This window comes from Rhodopseudomonas infernalis (assembly GCF_022271405.1).
GTDB lineage: Bacteria > Pseudomonadota > Alphaproteobacteria > Rhizobiales > Xanthobacteraceae > Rhodopseudomonas > Rhodopseudomonas infernalis.
The window spans coordinates 100,283-118,718 of the sequence record NZ_JAJNAL010000007.1 but is presented as its reverse complement, the minus strand read 5'-3'; the positions used below and the strand labels follow the sequence as shown (position 1 = coordinate 118,718).

Here is an 18,436-nt window from a genome sequence, read left to right as displayed (position 1 = left end):
GCCCGGACGTCAGACCAGAATGTAGTCGACCGGGGCCGGCAGCGGCGGCAGCTCGGTTTCGCCGAGAGCCTCGCGCAGATTGATTTCGATCGTGTCCGCGAGCGCGGCGATCGGAAGATCGTTGGGCAACTGCCCGAACGGCTCCTCGAGCTCCGAGCCCAGCGCATCGAGGCCGAAGAACGTGTAGGCGGCGAGCGCCGTCGCGAAGGGCGTGAGCCAGCCCAGCGTGTTGGCGAAGCCGAACGGAAGCAGCAGGCAGAACACATAAGCCGTCCGGTGCAGCAGCAGCGTGTAGCCGAACGGCACGGGCGTCGAGCGGATGCGTTCGCACGCGGCCTGCACCATCGCCATTTGCCCGATGGTCCGGTCCAGCATCTGAAACGGAATGTCGCGAAGCCTGCCGTCGCGATGCAGCGCGACAAGCTCGGCCTGCATCGCCGCGAGCAGCACCTCGGGGGCGTTGCGGCTGGCCCGGTAGCGGGCGAGCAGCTCCGGCGACAGATGGCGAGTGACTTTGCCGACGTCGCTGCCAGGGCGCAGATGCAGCACCAGCGCCTGGGCGAAGGCGATCGCCAGGGTGAGCAGAGCGGTCCGCGCGGCGCGGCCGTCGCTGTCGCATTCGGTCAGCAGAAGCGTCTGCCGCGACAAGGTGCGGCTGAGGCAGATCAGTTCACCCCAGTGGCGCCGCGCTTCCCACCAGCGGTCGTAGCAGGCGTTGTTGCGGAAACCCATGAAGATCGACAGAGCGATGCCGAGCACGGCGAACGGCGCGCTGTTGAAGTCCGAGACCAGGCCCGGATAGGCGTGATGCGCCCACACCACCACGATCGACAGGCCGGCGATGAACAGCGCCTGCGGATAGATCCGCTGCACCACCGAACCGCGAACCAGGAAGAAGAGTTGAAACAGATTGGGCTGCGCTCGAACGATCATCGATCGGCGCTTGGCCCCGTCACGTTTGCGGTGCGGTCGACCTGGGTGACTCGGCCTTTCTCGATCGCCAGCGCCAGGCGGCCATGCTTCAGGGCCAGCGCGGAGTCGCCGAACAGCTCACGCCGCCAGCCGCGCAGCGCGCCGACTTCGGCCTTGTCGTCGGCGGCGATCTGTTCGAGATCGTCGACGGTCGCGATCACTTTGGCGGCGACGGCGTGGCGCTCCGAGGTCATCCGCAGCAGCACCTTGAGCAGTTCAACGATCGCGGCGCCGTTGGAGTTATTCCGCGGCTTGTCGATCTTCGGCAGGGTCGCCGGATCGCGCGCGAGGCCACGCTGGACCGCGGCGACGATGTCCGATCCCCATTTGGAGCGGTCGAAGCCCTTGGGCAGCGAACGCAGCGTCGCGAGCCGCTCCAGCGACGTCGGGGCGTGGGTGGCGATGTCGCCGAGCGCGTCGTCCTTGAGCACGCGCGAGCGCGGCACGTCGCGGGTCTGCGCTTCCTGCTCGCGCCAGGCGGCCACTTCCATCAGGACGGCCAGCTCTTTCGGCTTGCGCACGCGGGTCTTGAGCCGCTCCCAGGCGCTGCCCGGATCGAAGTCGTAGGTTTTCGGCGAGGTCAGGACTTCCATTTCCTCGCTGACCCAGTCGCTGCGGCCGCGCTTCTTCAAGTCCGCGTCCAACGCGGCGAACACGTCGCGCAGATGGGTGACGTCGGAGACCGCGTAGTGCAGCTGCTCGTCGGTCAGCGGGCGGCGCGACCAGTCGGTGAACCGGTGGGTCTTGTCCGGGCGATGGCCGGTGATGCGCTCGACCAGCTGGTCGTAGGCGATGCTGTCGCCATAGCCCAGCACCATGGCGGCGACCTGGGTGTCGAAGATCGGATGCGGCACGATGCCGGCGCGGTGCCAGACGATTTCGATGTCCTGGCGCGCCGCGTGGAAGACCTTGAGCACGTTCTCGTTCGACATCAGATCGAAGAACGGCGTCAGGTCGATGCCGGGGGCGAGCGTATCGACCACGACGGCTTCGTCTGCGCTGGCCAGCTGCACCACGCAGAGCAGCGGGTAGTAGGTGGTCTCGCGCAAAAACTCGGTGTCGACGGTGATGACCGGGAAGGCGGCGAGGCGGGCGCAGGCGCTGGCGAGCTGCTCGGTGGTGGAAATCAGGTCCATTAAACTCTGTCGCGTTTCGGAAAAACCGGCCTGGGGGTCAGGGGCGGCAGACTGCCGTTTGCCCGAAAAGCCATCGAATCCGAAGCACTAGACACGCTCAGCGTGCGCCGATCAAGTTCCGCAGAAGGTTTGCAACACCTCCTCATGGGGCTGCGGCGGCTGTGCATAGCGGGCGAATTCCGGCAGTTCCCGGAAGGGGTTGGCCAAAACTTCGAGCAGCCGCTCGAAAGGCGCAAAATCGTTCTGGTCGACGGCCGCCCTGATCACCGCCTCGATCTGATGGTTGCGCGGAATGTAGGCCGGGTTGACCGCGCGCATCGCAGCCTGCCGATCGGTATTATTCTGCTCCTCGGTTGCGATCCGCTGCTGCCAGCGCGGCGCCCATTCGTCGAACGCGGCAGGATCCTCGAACAGAGCCCGAACCGTGCCGAGATCCGATGGATCGCCGGCGGCGTCGCTGAGACGGCGGAACGCAAGGGTGAAATCGGCCCGGCCGCGGGCCATCGCCGCCAGGAAGTCCTGGCATAGCTGCGGATCCTCGTCCTGCACGGTCGCCAGGCCGAGTTTGGCGGCGAGCCGCGCCAGATAGGCGGTGTTGAAGCGTTCCGCGAAGACGCCGAGCGCCGTCTGGGCGATCTCGATGCCCTTGTCGTCGTCGTCCGCCAGCAGCGGCACCAGGCACTCGGCGAGCCGCGTCAGGTTCCACAACGCGATGGGAGGCTGGTTGCCATAGGCGTAGCGGCCCATCTGGTCGATCGACGAATACACCGTCTTGGGATCGAAGGTGTCCATGAAGGCGCACGGGCCGTAATCGATGGTTTCGCCGGCGATCGAGCAATTGTCGGTGTTCATCACGCCATGGATGAAGCCGATCATCATCCAGCGCGCGATCAGCTCGGCCTGGCGGGCGATCACGCCCTCGAGCAGCGCCAGATAGGGCGCCTCGGCCTGTGCGGCGTCCGGATAATGGCGCGCGATGACGTGGTCGGCCAGCGCCCTTACCGCATCCCGGTCGCCGCGGGCGGCGAAGAACTGGAAGGTGCCGACCCGGATATGGCTCGATGCGACTCGGGTCAGCACGGCGCCGGGCTGGATCGGATCGCGGATCACCTGTTCGCCGGTGAGCACCGCGGCGAGCGAGCGGGTGGTCGGGACGCCGAGCGCCGCCATCGCTTCGCTGACGATATATTCGCGCAGCACCGGGCCGAGCGCGGCGCGGCCGTCGCCCATTCGCGAAAACGGCGTGCGGCCGGAGCCCTTGAGCTGGATGTCGCGGCGAACCCCGTCCTTGTCGATGACCTCGCCAAGCAGGACCGCCCGGCCATCGCCGAGCTGCGGCACGAACTGGCCGAACTGGTGGCCCGCATAGGCCAGCGCGATCGACGCCGCGCCCTCGGGCACGCGGGCGCCGGCGAGAACCGCCGTGCCTTCCGGGCTGGCCAGCCAGTCGGCGTCCAGGCGGAGCCGTTCGGCCAGCGGGCGGTTCAGCTTCACCAGCCGCGGCGCGGCGACCGGAGTGGGGGCCACGCGCGCGAAGAACGTCTCCGGCAGGGCGGTGTAGCTATTGTCGAACGGGAAATGGATGGTCATCCGGCACCAGATAAGAATGGTTCGCCTTCAAACAATCGGCTGGAAACTGTCAGGTTTCAATATGGCGGCCTGCGCCACCGCTCAGCCTTTCAGGCCGCCGGGCCCGGCGCCTGCGCGGCCGGCCGCCGTGCCGCACAAAACCACGTCCCGCGCGGGTTTCATCTGGTTGCCGCGGGGGGGCTGCTCGGGTAAACCCTGACGCTCTCCGCAGGCCTGCGGACACTCGATTCTGCCCAAAGACGGCTTTTCCGGGATTTCCATGCACCGTTACCGAACCCATACCTGCGGCGCGCTCCGCGACAGCGATATCGACCAGACCGTTCGCCTGTCCGGCTGGTGCCATCGCATCCGCGACCATGGCGGCGTGCTGTTCATCGATTTGCGCGACCATTACGGCATCACCCAGTGCGTGGCCGACCCGGATTCGCCCGCCTTCAAGGATGCCGAGAAGCTGCGCTCCGAATGGGTGGTGCGGATCGACGGCCGTGTGCGCCGCCGCCCCGGGGGTACCGAGAATCCGGATCTGCCGACCGGGCAGGTGGAAATCTTCATCACCGAGATCGAGGTGCTGGGGCCGGCCGGCGAACTGCCGCTGCCGGTGTTCGGCGAGCAGGATTATCCGGAAGACGTGCGCCTGCGCTATCGCTTCCTCGACCTGCGCCGCGAGAAGCTGCACCAGAACATCATGACCCGCGGCGCGATCGTCGACTCGATGCGCCGGCGCATGAAGGAGCAGGGCTTCTTCGAATTCCAGACGCCGATCCTGACCGCGTCGTCGCCGGAAGGCGCGCGCGACTTCCTGGTGCCGTCGCGCATTCATCCCGGCAAGTTCTACGCGCTGCCGCAGGCGCCGCAGCAGTACAAGCAGCTGCTGATGATGTCGGGCTTCGATCGCTACTTCCAGATCGCGCCGTGCTTCCGCGACGAAGACCCGCGCGCCGACCGTCTGCCCGGCGAGTTCTATCAGCTCGACGTCGAGATGAGCTTCATCACGCAGGACGACGTGTTCGCCGCTATGGAGCCGGTGATCACTGGCGTGTTCGAAGAATTCGCCAAGGGCAAGCGCGTCACCAAGGGCTGGCCGCGCATCGCCTTCGCCGACAGCATGCGCAAATACGGCACCGACAAGCCGGACCTGCGCAACCCGATCGAGATGCAGGACGTCTCCGAGCACTTCCGCGGCTCGGGCTTCAAGGTGTTCGCGCGCATGCTCGAAGAAGAGCGCAACCAGGTCTGGGCGATCCCGGGACCGGGCGGCGGCAGCCGCGCGTTCTGCGACCGCATGAACTCGTGGGCGCAGGGCGAAGGCCAGCCGGGCCTCGGCTACATCATGTGGCGTGAAGGCGGCGAGGGCGCCGGTCCGCTTGCGAACAACATCGGCGCCGAGCGCACCGAAGCGATCCGCGCGGCGCTCGGCCTGAAGGCCGGCGACGCGGCGTTCTTCGTCGCGGGCGATCCGTCGAAGTTCGTCAAGTTCGCTGGCCTCGCGCGCACCCGCGTCGGCGAGGAGCTCAATCTCGTCGACAAGGATCAGTTCGCGCTCGCCTGGGTCGTCGACTTCCCGATGTACGAGTACAACGAGGACGACAAGAAGGTCGACTTCTCGCACAACCCGTTCTCGATGCCGCAGGGTGGCATGGACGCGCTGACGTCGCAGGATCCGCTGACGATCAAAGCCTTCCAGTACGACATCACCTGCAACGGCTATGAGATCGCATCGGGCGGCATCCGCAACCATCGTCCCGAGGCGATGGTGAAGGCGTTCGAGATCGCGGGCTACGGCGAACAGGAAGTGATCGATCGCTTCGGCGGCATGTACCGCGCCTTCCAATACGGCGCGCCGCCGCATGGCGGCATGGCGGCGGGCGTCGATCGCATCGTGATGCTGCTGTGCGGCACCACGAACCTGCGCGAGATCTCGCTCTTCCCGATGAACCAGCGCGCCGAGGACCTGCTGATGGGCGCGCCGTCGCAGGTGGCGCCGAAGCAGTTGCGCGAGCTGCACATCCGGCTCAATCTGCAAGAAGAGTGAGGGGGCCGCCTGCTCGGATTCGAGATGCCCGCGCCTGTCGCGGGCATCGGCGTGTCCAGAGCCGCGCTGCAACCAGGACGTGACGACGTTGCGTAGGCGTGATGACGCGTATGCCCGGAACGACGGGACATGCGAGCGACAAATTGGTATCAACGACTGCTGATAGGATAGCGGCACATTCGACGACGCATTGTCGGCGAGGCCGCTCGGAGACCTCATGGCGTCCAATTCTGAAGATCTGCAATCCCAGGCGCTCGCTTATCACCGTTCGCCGCGCCCCGGCAAACTCGAGGTCCACGCCTCCAAGCCGCTCGCCAACCAGCGCGATCTGGCGCTCGCCTACACGCCGGGCGTCGCCGCGGCGTGTAATGCGATCGCGGCCGATCCGTCGCAGGCGGCCGATCTCACCGTGCGCGGCAATCTGGTCGCGGTGGTCACCAATGGTACCGCCGTGCTGGGCCTCGGCAACATCGGGCCGCTGGCGTCCAAGCCGGTGATGGAAGGCAAGGCGGTTCTGTTCAAGAAGTTCGCCGACATCGACGTGTTCGACATCGAGCTCGCCGCCGACACGATCGAGCGCGTGGTCGAGACCGTGGCGGCGCTGGAGCCGACGTTCGGCGGTATCAATCTCGAGGACATCAAGGGCCCGGAGTGCTTCGAGATCGAAGCGCAGCTCAAAGAGCGCATGAAGATCCCGGTGTTTCACGATGATCAGCACGGCACTGCGATCATCGTCGGCGCCGCGGTCAAGAACGCGCTTTTGCTGAAGGGCAAGGATATCTCCGAGGTCAAGATCGTCACCGCCGGCGCCGGCGCGGCGGCGCTCGCCTGTCTCAACTTGCTGGTGTCGCTCGGCGCCAAGCGCGAGAACATCTGGGTCTGCGATCTCGAAGGCCTGGTCTACGAAGGCCGCAACGTGCTGATGGACCGCTGGAAGGAGGTCTACGCGCAGAAGACCGACAAGCGGACGCTGGCCGAAGTGATCCCCGACGCCGACGTCTTCCTCGGCCTGTCCGGTCCGAAGGTGCTGACGCCCGAGATGGTGCAGCAGATGGCCGAGAAGCCGCTGGTGATGGCGCTCGCCAATCCGACGCCGGAGATCATGCCGGACGAAGTCCGCAAGGCGCGTCCCGATGCGCTGATCTGCACCGGCCGTTCGGATTTCCCGAACCAGGTCAACAACGTCCTGTGCTTTCCGTATATCTTCCGCGGCGCGCTCGACGTCGGCGCCACGGCGATCAATGAGGAAATGAAGATCGCTGCGGTCGACGCGATCGCCCAATTGGCTCGCGATCCGCCGGCCGATCCGGTGGCGGCCGGGCTCGACACAGATGAAGTGCTCGGCTTCGGCGCCGGCTCGCTGATCCCGAGCCCGTTCGATCCACGGCTGATCCTGCGCATCGCGCCTGCGGTGGCGATGGCGGCGATGGATTCGGGCGTGGCGACGCGGCCGATCACCTCGTTCGACGATTACTACGCGCAGCTCGAGCGCTTCGCCTTCCGCTCCGGCCTGGTGATGAAGCCGGTGTTCGCCAAGGCGAAGGCGCAGCCCGTGCGCGTCATCTACGCCGAAGGCGAAGACGAGCGCGTGCTGCACGCGGTGCAGACGATCCTCGAGGAAAAGCTGGCGCGGCCGATCCTGGTCGGCCGTCCGGCGGTGGTCGAGGCGCGGATCAAGCGGAGCGGCCTGTCGATCAGGGCCGGCGAGGACTTCGACCTCGTCAACCCGCAGGACGATCCGCGCTATCGTTCCTACGTGCAGTCCTATGTCGACATCGCCGGTCGCTCCGGCGTGACGCCGGCGGCCGCGCGTACGGTGGTGCGCACCAACTCGACCGTGATCGCCGCGCTCGCGGTGGCCCGCGGCGAGGCGGATGCGATGATCTGCGGCCTCGACGGCCGCTACATGAACCATCTGCGTCATGTCCGTGACGTCATCGGTCTGCTACCCGGTGTCTCGGACTATGCGGCGCTGGCGCTGATGATCACCAGCAAGGGCGCGATCTTCCTGGCCGATACACAGGTGCGTCCCAACCCGACCGCCGAGGAACTGGCCGAAGTGGCGGCGCTCGCGGCGGTGCATGTCCAGCGCTTCAACATCAAGCCGAGGATCGCCTTCCTGTCGCATTCGGATTTCGGCAGCTATCCGACCGATTCATCCCTGAAGGTGCGACGTGCGACAGCGCTGCTTGCCGAGCGTCACCCGGAGATCGAGGCTGACGGCGAGATGCAGGGCGACAGCGCGCTGGTGCAAAGCGCCCGCGAAATGATCTTGCCGCATTCCCGGCTCGAGGGCGGTGCCAACGTGCTGATCATGCCGAACCTCGACAGCGCCAACATCGCCTATCAGATGATCAAGGTGCTGGCCGACGCGCTGCCGGTCGGCCCGATCCTGGTCGGTCCCGCGCGGCCGGCACACATCCTGACGCCGTCGGTGACGCCGCGCGGCATTCTGAACATGACCGCCGTCGCGGTCGTGGAGGCGCAGGAACGGGCAGGGCGACATCAGCGGACGCTGTTTGCCTGAGATCGACGCCGGCGCGCAATGAAGCGAGGCACTGCGCCAACACTACATTCAGCCGTCGCCCTCCGCGAAAGCGGAGGGCCCAGTATTCCAGAGCGCTGCTGATCATCACCGCAGCCGCTCTGGAATACTGGGTCGCCCGGACGAGCCGGGCGATGACCGGCGTGGAGTGGTTGAGCTCGCCAGCCATAACCAGCGCCAGCGCGCTTACATCAACTCGCGGTGCGTAAACCTTCGGTACGCGATCTGACCGTTTGAAAAGCGACGGGCGACTCCTCATACTCGGCGAGCGGTCTGCACCGCTTTCGCTTGCCAGTGGGGTCGACCATGCCTGCTTTCGTGTCTCTCGGGCGCTTCCTGTTTTCCGTGCTGTTCATCTTCTCCGGCGCCGCCAAGCTGATCGATCTGGCGGCGACGACGGAGAAGACGCAGAAGATCGGCGTGCCGGAGATGCTCTCCACCTACACGTCGCAGCTCGAGGGACTGGCCGGCATGCCGTTCGCCCAGATGCTGGCGATCGGGGCGGGGGCTGTCGAACTGATCTGCGGCCTGATGATTGCGCTGAATTTCGGCGCGCGATTCTTCGCGCTGGTGCTGGCGCTGTTCGTCGCGGCGACGATCTTCTACTACCACGACTTCTGGAACCAGTCCGGCATCGACGCGCAGACCAATCTGATCGCCGCGCTGAAGAACCTGTCGCTGATCGGCGCGCTGTTCATCATCGCCGGCATCGGCCGCGGGACGACGACCGTCGTCACGACGAATGACGTCTAGCCAGTCGCGCGCCGCCAAGGCGTGACGCCGACGTCGTGAGCTGCGTCCAGCACGATCCGCTCCGCGGCGACGAGCCCGTGAGCGGTGAGAATTTGCTGCGGCGTCTGCGCCGGCACGCCCGGGAAGCACGGCTGGCCACCGGGCAAGCGAACATGCGGCGCATCGGACAGCCAGAACGTGTCGTAGCGATCGTAGAACATCGCGAAGACGTCCGGTCCGCCGATCACCGCGACCATTCCCGCTTCGACACCCGTGCGGGCCCGCGCCTCATCGAACGAGCAACCGGCGGGATTCCACAGCACCGCGTTCGGATTGGTCGGATCGGAGCCGAGGCTCGCGACCTGCCGCGTGATCAGCAGCCGCTTGCGGCGCGGCGAAGCTGGCTGGTCCTCGAATGAATTGCGGCCGTGCACGATCAGCGCTGCGCGGTCTAGCGCGTCGGCAAAGAAACGCTGATCGCCCTCGAATTTCAGAACATCCGGCATCACGCCGGCGGCATCCGCCAGATTGCCCTCGCCGGAGACGATGACGAAGCCTTCGATGCGCAGCGCCGGCGTGCCCGTCATCGGGCCTCGAGGAAGCAAATGATCAAGCCGCTACCCGATTACTCGGAGATGGTCTGAACGACGGAGCTGACCGGCCGCGAGCTGACGGTCGGCAGCGCGTTGCTCTTGGCGAGTTCCTCGTCGTACTTCGCCATCGTCACCACCGGCGCCTTGGCACGCATCTGCACCACCTTGTAGCCGCCGGCCTTCAGCCGGCGCAGCAGTTCGGGCAACGCCTCGGCGGTGCTCTTCTGGAAGTCGTGCATCAGAATGATGCCCTTGCCGAGGCGGTCGACCTTTTTCATCACGGTGTCGACGACCTGCTCGGGCTTGCGCGCCTTGAAGTCGAACGAGTCGAGATCGCAGGAGAACATCGCGATGTTGCGCGTACCCAGATAGGTGACCATCTCGGGCGGATGCTGCAGGGCCGGGAAACGGAAGAACGGCGACGGTGCGGCGCCGAGTGCCCACTTCACCGCGGCGTAGCCCTTCTCGATCTCGTCCTTGCGCTGGTCGTCGGTGAGCTTCTTGTTGCCGAGATTGGTGTGGGCCCAGGTGTGGGCGCCGACGGTGTGCCCCGCCGCCGCGACCTGCTTGAGGATCTCCGGGTGATAGGTGGCGTGCTTGCCGATCGGGAAGAAGATCGCCTTGGTGCACTGGTCGGCCAGCGCCTTGAGCACGGCCGGCGTGTTCACCGGCCACGGGCCGTCGTCGAAGGTCAGCACGACTTCCTTGTCGCGCAGGAAGTCGAGCTGCTTGAAATGCTCGAAACCAAACCCCGGACCGCCTGTGGTGTCGATCTCGACGATGCGGCCGACGCCGAGCGCGTCCGGATTGGCGCAAGCCTGCTTGACCGGGGCCGGCGCGGGCGCAGGAGTCGCAGCAGGCGTGGGAGCGGGAGTGGCGGCCGGTGCAGCGGCCTGAGCGGGGGCGGCGGCCTTTGGCGCCGCCTGCGACCAGGCGACACCGATCGCGCTGAGAGACACCGCGCTTGCAACCAGAACACCTGTGGCGATCCGCATCCCCGTCATCCTTCCGCCGCCGTACGCTGCCCAGCGTTCCCCGCCAAGCAGCGATAGCTTCCGCCTGTTGGCGTCAGCGTAGAGGCAGGAAAGCGGCCCCGGCAACGGTTATTCGCCGCCCGCGCCGAGTTGCCCGCAGATTCGCGCGGATCGCGGGCGCGGCGGACACAGCGTTGTTGCCGGTGATCGGTACGGTCGTCCGGAACTAGCGCAGGCTGATGATAAAATCAGTTCCCTGACCGGTTTCACCGCTGGCCTTGATCCCTTGATCGGACACGATCAGCGACGAACCGGTGGAGATCGCTTCCGCGACTCGGGCCATCGCCTCCGGCGGGATCGTCAGCCGATCAAGGGCCGCGGCAGGGCCTTCGACCTCGGATGCCGCATTCACAACCGGCGCCAAAGCCTTCTTGGTACGACGGGAACTGCTCAGCTCCTCACTGCGGCGCGGCGCCGGCAGCGTGACCACGGTCCAGCGCACGCTGTCGTCCTTCGCCAGCTCAGCGGTGAAGACGTGTGTGCCGAGCGGCCGTTCGCCTGCCGCGATGGTGACCGGAACGTCGAACAGCGGCGTCATGTTCTGACGCACGTAGAGCTTCTGATCCTTGGCGCTGACAAACATGGCGATCTGTCCGCCGCCACGCTTGGCCGCGGGCAGTTCGGGCGTCGCCGCAACGGCAGGCTCCGTGGCGCGGGACTGATCCTTTGCCGCATCCTTTGTGGCGTCCTTGGCGCCAGCATCGCCAGCCGCTTGATCCGGTGCCTGAGCAGACGGCGCTTTGTCATTGACCGATGGCGTATTTTCGTCCGCAGCGGACTGCGCCGTCTGCGGCTTTGCGGCGTCCGGCTTGGCCGGCTCGGGCTTGCTGACCGAGGCAGTCGTCGCCGGATCGGCGTCGTCCGACGCGGCTGCCACGACCGTCAGCTTCTTGTCCGCAGCAGGTGCATCCGAAGCCGAGTGCCCCACGTCGGCAACCACCATGGCGGCGTCCGGGTGCGCGCCGCTCGCATCGGCGGTTTTGACCGGGCTGACCTCGCCATCGTGCAGGATGCTGGCGCGCAGCTCGCCCGACGTCGGCGCGGTCGGTTCAGCTGCGGCGGCCTTGTCGGATTTCGAGGACGTCGCGGGCTTCTGCGGGTCGGACGCCATCGGCGCCGCTTCCGGCGGTGGGGTCCGTTTTCCGGTCAGCAGCGCGTGGGTAAAATTGGTCGGGGTGACGTCACCTGGCGTGATGATCACGCGCGCGCCCATCCGGGTCCAGCCCCACATCTTGATCGCGAACGTGTTCGGCATCCGGATGCAGCCGTGCGACGCCGGATAGCCCGGCACGACGCCGGCATGCAACGCGATGCCCGACCAAGTCACCCGCTGCATGTAGGGCATCGGTGCGCCGCTGTAGATGTTGGAGCGGTGCCATTTGTTTTTCTGGATGACGCTGAACACGCCCATCGGCGTGGCGTGGCCGCGCATGCCGGTCGAGATCGGCGACTCGGCAAAAAAGCCGTTGGCGTCGTAGACGCGCAGCTTCTGCTCATCGATCGACACCGAGATCAGGATCGGCCCGCGCGGTTTGGCGGTCTGCTTCTCGATCAGCTTCTCCTGGCGCGCGTCGATATTCAGAGGCTTGCGCGGCGCCCGCTTCGGCGGCGGCGGTGCGGGGGTGTCGTACACGGCGGTATCGTCTTCCGGCCACCACCACGTCGAGGCTTCCGCATGGGAGGTGAGGGCGAACACGCCGGCCGCGGTCAGAAGTCCTGCACGCATCACCGCGACGGATGCCGATCGCGATATCGTCCCGGATGTGACTTCGCCTTCGGCGGTACGCGGGGCCGGTCGTGATGAAAGCGATGACTGTTCCAGGCGCACGCGCAGGTCCCCGAATCTTTGAGAGGCGAATTTCAGATTAGTGTTGCTGGCGAGAAACCCGTTCACCAGCGCCGGCGCGGTATTCGTCGCGCATTTGCGGAAAGCCTAACAAAAAAGCTTCACAGCGAGTTAAACGAGAGTCGAAGTGGGCCGGCATCTTTCACAACGTTTGTTGATCCCCACATGGCTGACAGATCCTACGGAGATTCGGATGACACGTCGTCACACCCCCGCGCTTTTCAATCGCCTGAAGTCTGTCGCTCTCGCCGGTCTGGTTCTGACGGGCATCGCCTGCGCCTCGGCTCAGGCCGCCGATGACCCGGACCTGATCTTCCGCCGGTCGACCGTCTTCAAGCTGCTCAGCCCCAACGACAGGCTTGCCACTTATGGAATCGACGATCCTGAGATCGAAGGCGTTGCCTGCCACTTTACCGTGCCGGAGAAGGGGGGCTTCAAGGGATGGCTCGGCCTCGCCGATGAGGTTTCGGACATCTCCCTGGCGTGCCGGCAGATCGGCCCGGTCCGCTTCAAGGAGAAGTTGGAGCAGGCCGACGACATGTTCAGCAAGCGGCGCTCGATGTTCTTCAAGAAGATGCAGATCGTCCGCGGCTGCGACGCCAAGCGCAACGTGCTGGTCTACATGGTGTACTCCGACCGGCTGATCGAAGGCTCGCCGAAGAACTCGACGTCGTCGGTACCGATCATGCCGTGGGGCGCCGCCGATCAGGTCGTGCAGAAATGCGGCGACTTCTTCAAGTAACAGCTCGGAACTTGACGCTCTAAATCAGACGCTATGAATCAGACGCTATGAATCAAATGGAGCGACCGGCGTCGGTCGCTCCATTTCGTTGTGGTCGGTTGGAAGATCAGGTCGCGGTGCGGCCAGTGGGGCCGGGGCGCACTGGCGCCCGGTGGCCGACGAGGCGGACCAGACCCTGCTGAATCGACTGCGTGGCCGGATGACCGAACAGATTCTGCAGAGCCATCTCGCCGGGCAAGCCGCTCTTCCTCACTGGCTGGGCTCCAATGACAGGGGCGACCTTATTGCGATCCGCCGGTGATACCGGCACGCGTGCCTCGCTGCTCATTTGTTGTTCCTCCACGATGTAAATAAAAACGCGCGACGCCTAAAATCGTTGCATCGGGCGCGACGCCGAGAGCCAAGATATTGGGGCCTGACGGCCTTGAATCGCCCGCCGGGTGAGCTTCACCGCAACTGCGCGCGATCGGACACCATTCGCCAGAGCGTGTCCGTATGCCGTCGCTGCTGTGTAGCGGCGGATGTCCCTCCGAACCAAGCGCTCGATGCGAACAAGTTTAATACAATCTTGCGGAACCGGCCGATGCCCTGACGCAACGCGCACCTCTGGCAGACGGATGCTCTCGCGCCTCGCTCGACTAACACCAGGCGATGACAGGTTGATGTCAATGCCCTCGTTCTTCGGACAGGCAGCGGCCGGGGTGGCTCGGCCCATCGGCCTGAAGGGCCCGGTGTCAGCTGTGTTTCGTCACGAGGTCACGCGACGAAACAATTCGGTTCCGACGAAACCATTTTACGTGCGGGTGCAGCGGCAGCGAAACACGCGGGGTCTATCAGTCCAACCAACAAGGCAGCCGAGCTGCCAAGACTGAGTCGGAGACGCGATATGCGAACCTTGAGCCTGATCCTCGCCTGCGCCTTCCTGGTGAGCGGTGCGTCGATGGCCGGATCGTCGGAAGGCAGCCTGCCGGGCATCGGAACGTTCACTTATCTGGATGCCACGCTTCCCAGTGCACCGAACGCGCCGGACGCCGAGCAGCTCACCTGCGCGGCACAGTGAGCACGCCGCGGTGAGCTATCCCATGATCGGTCGGTTGCCGACATCGTGCCGCTTTCTGTTGCTCGCCGTCGGCGTGCTGCTCGCCGCAGGAGGCGGCGCCCAGGCCCAGGCGCGCTCCTTCTGGAATCTCCCCGACGCCCGGATGGAATTCATCCGCCAGTGCACGGCGCACATGGCCGGTCGCTGGGCGCATCCGGTCGCGGTCTGCGGCTGCCTGCATGATCACGCGGCCGCGGCGGTGCAGGACAGCGATCTGCGCGAGGCGCTGCTGCGCGGCATGCGCGAACGCGGCGTCCCGACCATCGATGCCGAGTGGATCCCGCCGGCCAAGCAGGCACAGATCAGCGCCACTTTCAGTCAGATCGCCAAGCCGGCGCTGCAATGCATGTTCGATCCGGCCGAGCAAGCGGTCGGCCACCGCACCGATCTGCAGCGCTGAAGCGGTCGGCGTCGGCAGTCTCCGGAGGGGAGCGGCTCAGCGCCGCCGCGGGACGCATTTCCGAACGCGGGTGACGCCGTTCGCCGTGAGATTGGCGCCGGTGACTTCGAGGATCTGGCCGGCCGGGCAGGAGCCGTCATCCACCAGAATCTTCTGACCGAGCCGCAATTCGCCGATGTCCTGTTCACGCGACACCGTCTGCTGCTGCGCCACCGCGGCCGTCGTCAGCGAGGCGAGGGCCAATCCACCGATCACCAGCAAGGCGCACGGCCAGCCAACAACACGAACGTCAGTCATGTGATCTCCTTCACGCGCGGCGTGCAACGTGGCTCGATTCGCGGCGCGGACAAACTGTCTGGCAATTCTGGCGATCTGTGGTTTGATCACACCTCCGGACAGGGCAACAGCGGAGCCGCAATCGCATGAGCGTCAACGATGTTCAACGCCGAATCCTTGACGCCGTCGATGCCGGCTTCGATGCCCAGCTCGCCACCACCCGAGACTTCGTCGCGATCCCGAGCACGCGCGGCGCCGAGGGGCCCTGCCAGGACATGATCGGCGACCTGCTGCGGCAGCGCGGCTACGAAGTCGACGACTGGCATATCGATGTCGACGACCTCAAGGATCTGCGCGGCTTCGGTCCGATCGAGCACGACTTCTCCAAGGCGCGCACCGTGGTCGGCACCTATCGGCCGAGCAATGCGAGTGGCCGTTCGCTGATCCTGCAGGGCCATTGCGACGTGGTGCCGGCCGGGCCGCTCGACATGTGGGACACGCCGCCGTTCGACCCGGTGGTGAAGAACGGCCGGCTCTATGGCCGCGGCGCCTGCGACATGAAATCAGGCACGATCGGCGCGCTCTATGCGCTCGACGCCATCAAGGCCGCCGGCCTTCGGCCGACCGGGCGCATCCATTTCCAGTCGGTGATCGAGGAGGAAAGCACTGGCGTCGGCGCTCTGTCGACATTGCAGCGCGGCTATCGTGCCGATGCCTGCTTCATCCCGGAGCCGACCGGCGCCAAGATGGTCCGCTCTCAGGTCGGCGTGATCTGGTTTCGCCTCAAGGTCCGCGGCCATCCGGTGCACGTCGCGACCGCCGGCTCCGGCTCCAACGCCATCACCGCCGCGTATCACCTGATCGAAGCGCTCGGCACGCTCGAGGCGGAGTGGAATCGCCGCGCGGCGAGCGACACGCATTTCAAGACGCTGACGCATCCGATCAACTTCAACCCCGGCATCATCAGAGGCGGCGACTGGGCGTCCAGCGTGCCGGCCTGGTGCGATGTCGATTGCCGGATCGCTGTGCTGCCGGGCTGGTCGATCGCCGACCATCAGGCCGAGATCCTCGCCTGCGTCGCGGCGGCGTCGCGCGACCACCGCTTCCTCTCCAACAATCCGCCGCAGGTGGAGTGGTCGGGCTTTCTGTCCGAGGGCTACGAGCTGACCAACTCGGCCGAGCCGGAAGCCGCGTTCGGCAAGGCCTATGACGCCGTCTATGGCGGGGCGACGCCGGACCTGGTGTTCACGGCGCTCACCGACACCCGCTTTTACGGGCTGAACTACAACATCCCGAGCCTGTGCTTCGGCGCCAGCGGCGAGGCGATGCACGGCTTCAACGAGTACATTGACCTCGACTCGCTGCGGCAGTCGACCAAGGCCACCGCGCTGTTCATCGCCGAATGGTGCGGAGTCGAGCCGGCGCAATAACCTGCGAGGTCATTGCCGATCCGCCGCCGGCAACTAGGCTCGTGCGGCTGCCGACCACAACGAAACAGAGCTCGCGCGCCAGACGCGGGCCGACGGAGGGATGATGACGCCGCTCGAGATGATCAAATCACGGCCGCTGCCGTTTGCGGCTCTGATGGGTGTCGAGTTCATCGAGGCGGGGGCGGATCGTGTGGTTGCCACCATGCTGGTGCGTCCGGATCTGTGCACGCTCGGCGATGCGATCCATGGCGGCGCCGTGATGGCGCTGGCCGACACCGTCGGCGCGACCGCCACGTTCATCAACCTGCCGGCCGACGCCAAGGGAACCACCACGCTGGAGAGCAAGACCAACTTCGTTGCCGCCGCAAAAGCCGGCACCACGGTCCGGGCCATCGCCACCCCGGTGCACCGGGGAAAACGGACCCAGGTCTGGCAGACCCGAATCGAAACCGAGGAGGGGCGGCTGGTCGGTCTCGTCACCCAGACGCAGATGGTTCTTTGATACCGCGAAGCCCCCGCGCAGCCTCCGTAGCATCCCTAGGGTGCGGTGCAACAACACCTTCGGGGCCAGGGTTTGCGTTCGCTCAAGGTTTGTTAAGCAGCTTGAATTTAAGAACATTTAGCAATGTTCGGTGGCCGAAGGCCGGTCGATCGCTGGTGCGACGCCATTTGATCTTGAATATCATTGTGCATTGCACAATACATCTTTGGTCTAGGGAATCGAACGCCTCCTTGAGGGTCGTCCCCCAAAGGAGATGAATCTATGTACGACGCTCTCATCGCCGATCTCACCGGGTCGAAAGGCACGATCAGATCGCTGATCAACCAAGAGCTGCCGCTGCTGAGGGACCATCTTCTGCGGCTGGATGCGGAGAGTCGACGCGATCGTTTCAACGGCTATGCGGATGAGGGCTTCATCGACCGCTATGCCATGAAATGCGGCGGCGACGGCACGATCATCATCGCGTTCTTCGGCGAAGACGGGGCGGTGCATGCCGCCGCGGAACTACATCAGCCGGACCTGTCGACCGACCGTCTGCCTGAGATCGCGTTCAGCGTCGAAGCCCATCTTCGTCGCAAGGGCATCGGCAGCATCCTGTTCAAGCAGCTGATGGAAGTGGCGCGGTCGCTTGGCTACGAAAATCTGCGCATCACCACCGGCGCGCAGAACCAGGCGATGCGCGCGCTCGCCAACAAGTTCGGCGCGCACCTGACCTTCCGTCAGGGCGAGTCGACCGGCACGATCGACCTGAACCAGGAAGCGACGCAAGAAAACGGCCCGACGATCGAAATCCCTGCCGGCGCCGCCAGCGCGCTGATCGACTTCAATCAGGCGTGCTGGAATCTGTTTCTGAGAATGTCGGGTCTCGGCCGCGCGGCCTAAACCGCTACTCCGTCGCTACTCCGATTGCACAAACGAAAACGCCGCGTGCTCAGCATGCGGCGTTTTTTCACGTCTGATCGTTCGTCTGGACAATCAACGACCGCGCGCGTGCGTGCCGCGCTCAGATCCGCTTGTCGTTGCCGATGATGCGACGGGAGACGCGGCGTTCGACCACGACCGAACGCTGGCTGCCTTGCTCTCCGGTGATCACCCGGGTGGTACGGGCGGCGGCGCGGCCGGCCTTGCGCACTTCGCTCTGAACCTGCTCGATCGGCAGGCCCATCAGCGAGGCTGCGATCTCGGCCTGTGACTCGACGTCGTCGGTGATGCCCATGGCAGCGAAGATCGCTTCCTCCAGGGTCGGAGGATCGCGCCTCACGCGCCGCACACCATACTTCGTATTCCAGTCTTCGCCGCTCATGACTCGCCCCAATGTATTGATGCGATACGTAGTTGAGCAGATGCTGCATTGCAATATCGAATCAGTGCGTCTGTGTGCCACCTTGGTCGAAATTGATCAGTCGTGATTGCGGCAGATCAAGCCAGGACGGTTTCACTGAAACTGCGCGGCAGCCTAAGGTGGTAGTCTCATAGTGAGAACCCCGCCATGCGTCGCACGGCGGGG

At 65.5% G+C, this 18,436-nt stretch carries 18 protein-coding genes; 9 read left to right on the top strand and 9 right to left on the bottom strand.

The features are described 5' to 3' along the window. Nucleotides 1-9: 9 nt before the first annotated feature. From LPW26_RS07285 to LPW26_RS07275, 3 genes are all read right to left on the bottom strand, one after another. Nucleotides 10-933 (bottom strand): bestrophin family protein, encoded by a 924-nt coding sequence (locus LPW26_RS07285; RefSeq protein WP_238733852.1) that lies wholly within the window; start codon nt 931-933, stop codon nt 10-12. After that, nucleotides 930-2,108 carry a ribonuclease D gene (gene rnd, locus LPW26_RS07280; protein ID WP_238733851.1) on the bottom strand — a complete coding sequence of 393 codons (1,179 nt, stop codon included), beginning with the start codon at nt 2,106-2,108 and terminating at the stop codon, nt 930-932. Before rnd ends, LPW26_RS07285 begins: the two co-directional genes overlap by 4 nt. A 111-nt stretch (nt 2,109-2,219) precedes the next feature. Next, the gene (locus LPW26_RS07275) at nt 2,220-3,698 is read right to left on the bottom strand and encodes a protein adenylyltransferase SelO (RefSeq protein WP_238733850.1); all 1,479 of its coding nucleotides are present in this window, start codon (nt 3,696-3,698) and stop codon (nt 2,220-2,222) included. A 259-nt stretch (nt 3,699-3,957) separates the two neighbouring features. Between LPW26_RS07275 and aspS the strand changes: the two genes are divergently transcribed. From aspS to LPW26_RS07260, 3 genes are all read left to right on the top strand, one after another. Continuing rightward, nucleotides 3,958-5,730 (top strand): aspartate--tRNA ligase, encoded by a 1,773-nt coding sequence (gene aspS, locus LPW26_RS07270; protein WP_238733848.1) that lies wholly within the window; start codon nt 3,958-3,960, stop codon nt 5,728-5,730. A 217-nt stretch (nt 5,731-5,947) separates the two neighbouring features. Continuing rightward, nucleotides 5,948-8,257 (top strand): NADP-dependent malic enzyme, encoded by a 2,310-nt coding sequence (locus tag LPW26_RS07265; protein WP_238733846.1) that lies wholly within the window; start codon nt 5,948-5,950, stop codon nt 8,255-8,257. A 324-nt stretch (nt 8,258-8,581) separates the two neighbouring features. Then, complete coding sequence (locus LPW26_RS07260; protein WP_238733844.1) at nt 8,582-9,028, top strand: DoxX family protein; 447 nt, start codon at nt 8,582-8,584, stop codon at nt 9,026-9,028. Here the strand turns inward: LPW26_RS07260 and LPW26_RS07255 are convergent. From LPW26_RS07255 to LPW26_RS07245, 3 genes are all read right to left on the bottom strand, one after another. Continuing rightward, nucleotides 9,025-9,594: a dihydrofolate reductase gene (locus tag LPW26_RS07255; protein ID WP_238733842.1), complete on the bottom strand. Its 570-nt coding sequence runs from the start codon at nt 9,592-9,594 to the stop codon at nt 9,025-9,027. The two genes, LPW26_RS07260 and LPW26_RS07255, sit on opposite strands and share 4 nt — an antisense overlap. A 38-nt stretch (nt 9,595-9,632) precedes the next feature. Continuing rightward, complete coding sequence (locus LPW26_RS07250) at nt 9,633-10,595, bottom strand: polysaccharide deacetylase family protein (RefSeq protein WP_238733840.1); 963 nt, start codon at nt 10,593-10,595, stop codon at nt 9,633-9,635. A 205-nt stretch (nt 10,596-10,800) separates the two neighbouring features. After that, entirely contained in the window at nt 10,801-12,360 is a 1,560-nt protein-coding gene (locus LPW26_RS07245) for a L,D-transpeptidase family protein (RefSeq protein WP_238733838.1), read from the bottom strand. Between the two features lie 313 nt (nt 12,361-12,673). On the opposite strand from LPW26_RS07245, the gene LPW26_RS07240 reads away from it, so the two are divergent. Continuing rightward, entirely contained in the window at nt 12,674-13,222 is a 549-nt protein-coding gene (locus tag LPW26_RS07240) for a CreA family protein (protein ID WP_238733836.1), read from the top strand. Nucleotides 13,223-13,328: 106 nt separating this feature from the next. Here LPW26_RS07240 and LPW26_RS07235 read toward each other — a convergent pair whose 3' ends face one another. Beyond that, nucleotides 13,329-13,550: a hypothetical protein gene (locus LPW26_RS07235; RefSeq protein ID WP_238733834.1), complete on the bottom strand. Its 222-nt coding sequence runs from the start codon at nt 13,548-13,550 to the stop codon at nt 13,329-13,331. Between the two features lie 558 nt (nt 13,551-14,108). Between LPW26_RS07235 and LPW26_RS07230 the strand changes: the two genes are divergently transcribed. After that, nucleotides 14,109-14,282, top strand: coding sequence for a hypothetical protein (locus LPW26_RS07230; protein ID WP_238733832.1), 174 nt, complete (start codon nt 14,109-14,111; stop codon nt 14,280-14,282). A gap of 22 nt (nt 14,283-14,304) precedes the next feature. Next, on the top strand, nt 14,305-14,721 hold the full coding sequence (locus LPW26_RS07225; protein ID WP_249785086.1) for a hypothetical protein: 417 nt from the start codon (nt 14,305-14,307) through the stop codon (nt 14,719-14,721). A gap of 36 nt (nt 14,722-14,757) precedes the next feature. Here the strand turns inward: LPW26_RS07225 and LPW26_RS07220 are convergent, their stop codons facing one another. After that, nucleotides 14,758-15,018, bottom strand: a complete 261-nt coding sequence (locus LPW26_RS07220) for a DUF6719 family protein (RefSeq protein ID WP_238733829.1) — start codon at nt 15,016-15,018, stop codon at nt 14,758-14,760. A 125-nt stretch (nt 15,019-15,143) separates the two neighbouring features. Between LPW26_RS07220 and LPW26_RS07215 the strand changes: the two genes are divergently transcribed. The 3 genes from LPW26_RS07215 (at nt 15,144) to LPW26_RS07205 (ending at nt 17,811) form a co-directional block, all read left to right on the top strand. Further along, nucleotides 15,144-16,427, top strand: coding sequence for an ArgE/DapE family deacylase (locus tag LPW26_RS07215; protein WP_238733827.1), 1,284 nt, complete (start codon nt 15,144-15,146; stop codon nt 16,425-16,427). A gap of 103 nt (nt 16,428-16,530) precedes the next feature. Continuing rightward, nucleotides 16,531-16,929: a PaaI family thioesterase gene (locus LPW26_RS07210; protein WP_238733825.1), complete on the top strand. Its 399-nt coding sequence runs from the start codon at nt 16,531-16,533 to the stop codon at nt 16,927-16,929. A 261-nt stretch (nt 16,930-17,190) separates the two neighbouring features. Then, nucleotides 17,191-17,811, top strand: coding sequence for a GNAT family N-acetyltransferase (locus LPW26_RS07205; RefSeq protein WP_238733823.1), 621 nt, complete (start codon nt 17,191-17,193; stop codon nt 17,809-17,811). A gap of 121 nt (nt 17,812-17,932) precedes the next feature. Here the strand turns inward: LPW26_RS07205 and LPW26_RS07200 are convergent, their stop codons facing one another. Next, complete coding sequence (locus tag LPW26_RS07200; RefSeq protein ID WP_238733821.1) at nt 17,933-18,232, bottom strand: hypothetical protein; 300 nt, start codon at nt 18,230-18,232, stop codon at nt 17,933-17,935. Nucleotides 18,233-18,436 lie beyond the last annotated feature (204 nt).

Bases quoted from the DNA above. Each gene is read 5' to 3' on its own strand.
- LPW26_RS07205 (WP_238733823.1), top strand. From the start codon at position 17,191: ATGTACGACGCTCTCATCGCCGATCTCACCGGGTCGAAAGGCACGATC.
- LPW26_RS07275 (WP_238733850.1), bottom strand. From the start codon at position 3,698: ATGACCATCCATTTCCCGTTCGACAATAGCTACACCGCCCTGCCGGAG.
- LPW26_RS07210 (WP_238733825.1), top strand. From the start codon at position 16,531: ATGACGCCGCTCGAGATGATCAAATCACGGCCGCTGCCGTTTGCGGCT.
- LPW26_RS07240 (WP_238733836.1), top strand. From the start codon at position 12,674: ATGACACGTCGTCACACCCCCGCGCTTTTCAATCGCCTGAAGTCTGTC.
- LPW26_RS07215 (WP_238733827.1), top strand. From the start codon at position 15,144: ATGAGCGTCAACGATGTTCAACGCCGAATCCTTGACGCCGTCGATGCC.
- aspS (WP_238733848.1), top strand. From the start codon at position 3,958: ATGCACCGTTACCGAACCCATACCTGCGGCGCGCTCCGCGACAGCGAT.
- LPW26_RS07260 (WP_238733844.1), top strand. From the start codon at position 8,582: ATGCCTGCTTTCGTGTCTCTCGGGCGCTTCCTGTTTTCCGTGCTGTTC.
- LPW26_RS07250 (WP_238733840.1), bottom strand. From the start codon at position 10,595: ATGCGGATCGCCACAGGTGTTCTGGTTGCAAGCGCGGTGTCTCTCAGC.
- LPW26_RS07200 (WP_238733821.1), bottom strand. From the start codon at position 18,232: ATGAGCGGCGAAGACTGGAATACGAAGTATGGTGTGCGGCGCGTGAGG.
- LPW26_RS07235 (WP_238733834.1), bottom strand. From the start codon at position 13,550: ATGAGCAGCGAGGCACGCGTGCCGGTATCACCGGCGGATCGCAATAAG.
- LPW26_RS07265 (WP_238733846.1), top strand. From the start codon at position 5,948: ATGGCGTCCAATTCTGAAGATCTGCAATCCCAGGCGCTCGCTTATCAC.
- LPW26_RS07230 (WP_238733832.1), top strand. From the start codon at position 14,109: ATGCGAACCTTGAGCCTGATCCTCGCCTGCGCCTTCCTGGTGAGCGGT.
- LPW26_RS07285 (WP_238733852.1), bottom strand. From the start codon at position 933: ATGATCGTTCGAGCGCAGCCCAATCTGTTTCAACTCTTCTTCCTGGTT.
- LPW26_RS07255 (WP_238733842.1), bottom strand. From the start codon at position 9,594: ATGACGGGCACGCCGGCGCTGCGCATCGAAGGCTTCGTCATCGTCTCC.
- rnd (WP_238733851.1), bottom strand. From the start codon at position 2,108: ATGGACCTGATTTCCACCACCGAGCAGCTCGCCAGCGCCTGCGCCCGC.
- LPW26_RS07220 (WP_238733829.1), bottom strand. From the start codon at position 15,018: ATGACTGACGTTCGTGTTGTTGGCTGGCCGTGCGCCTTGCTGGTGATC.
- LPW26_RS07245 (WP_238733838.1), bottom strand. From the start codon at position 12,360: ATGCGTGCAGGACTTCTGACCGCGGCCGGCGTGTTCGCCCTCACCTCC.
- LPW26_RS07225 (WP_249785086.1), top strand. From the start codon at position 14,305: ATGATCGGTCGGTTGCCGACATCGTGCCGCTTTCTGTTGCTCGCCGTC.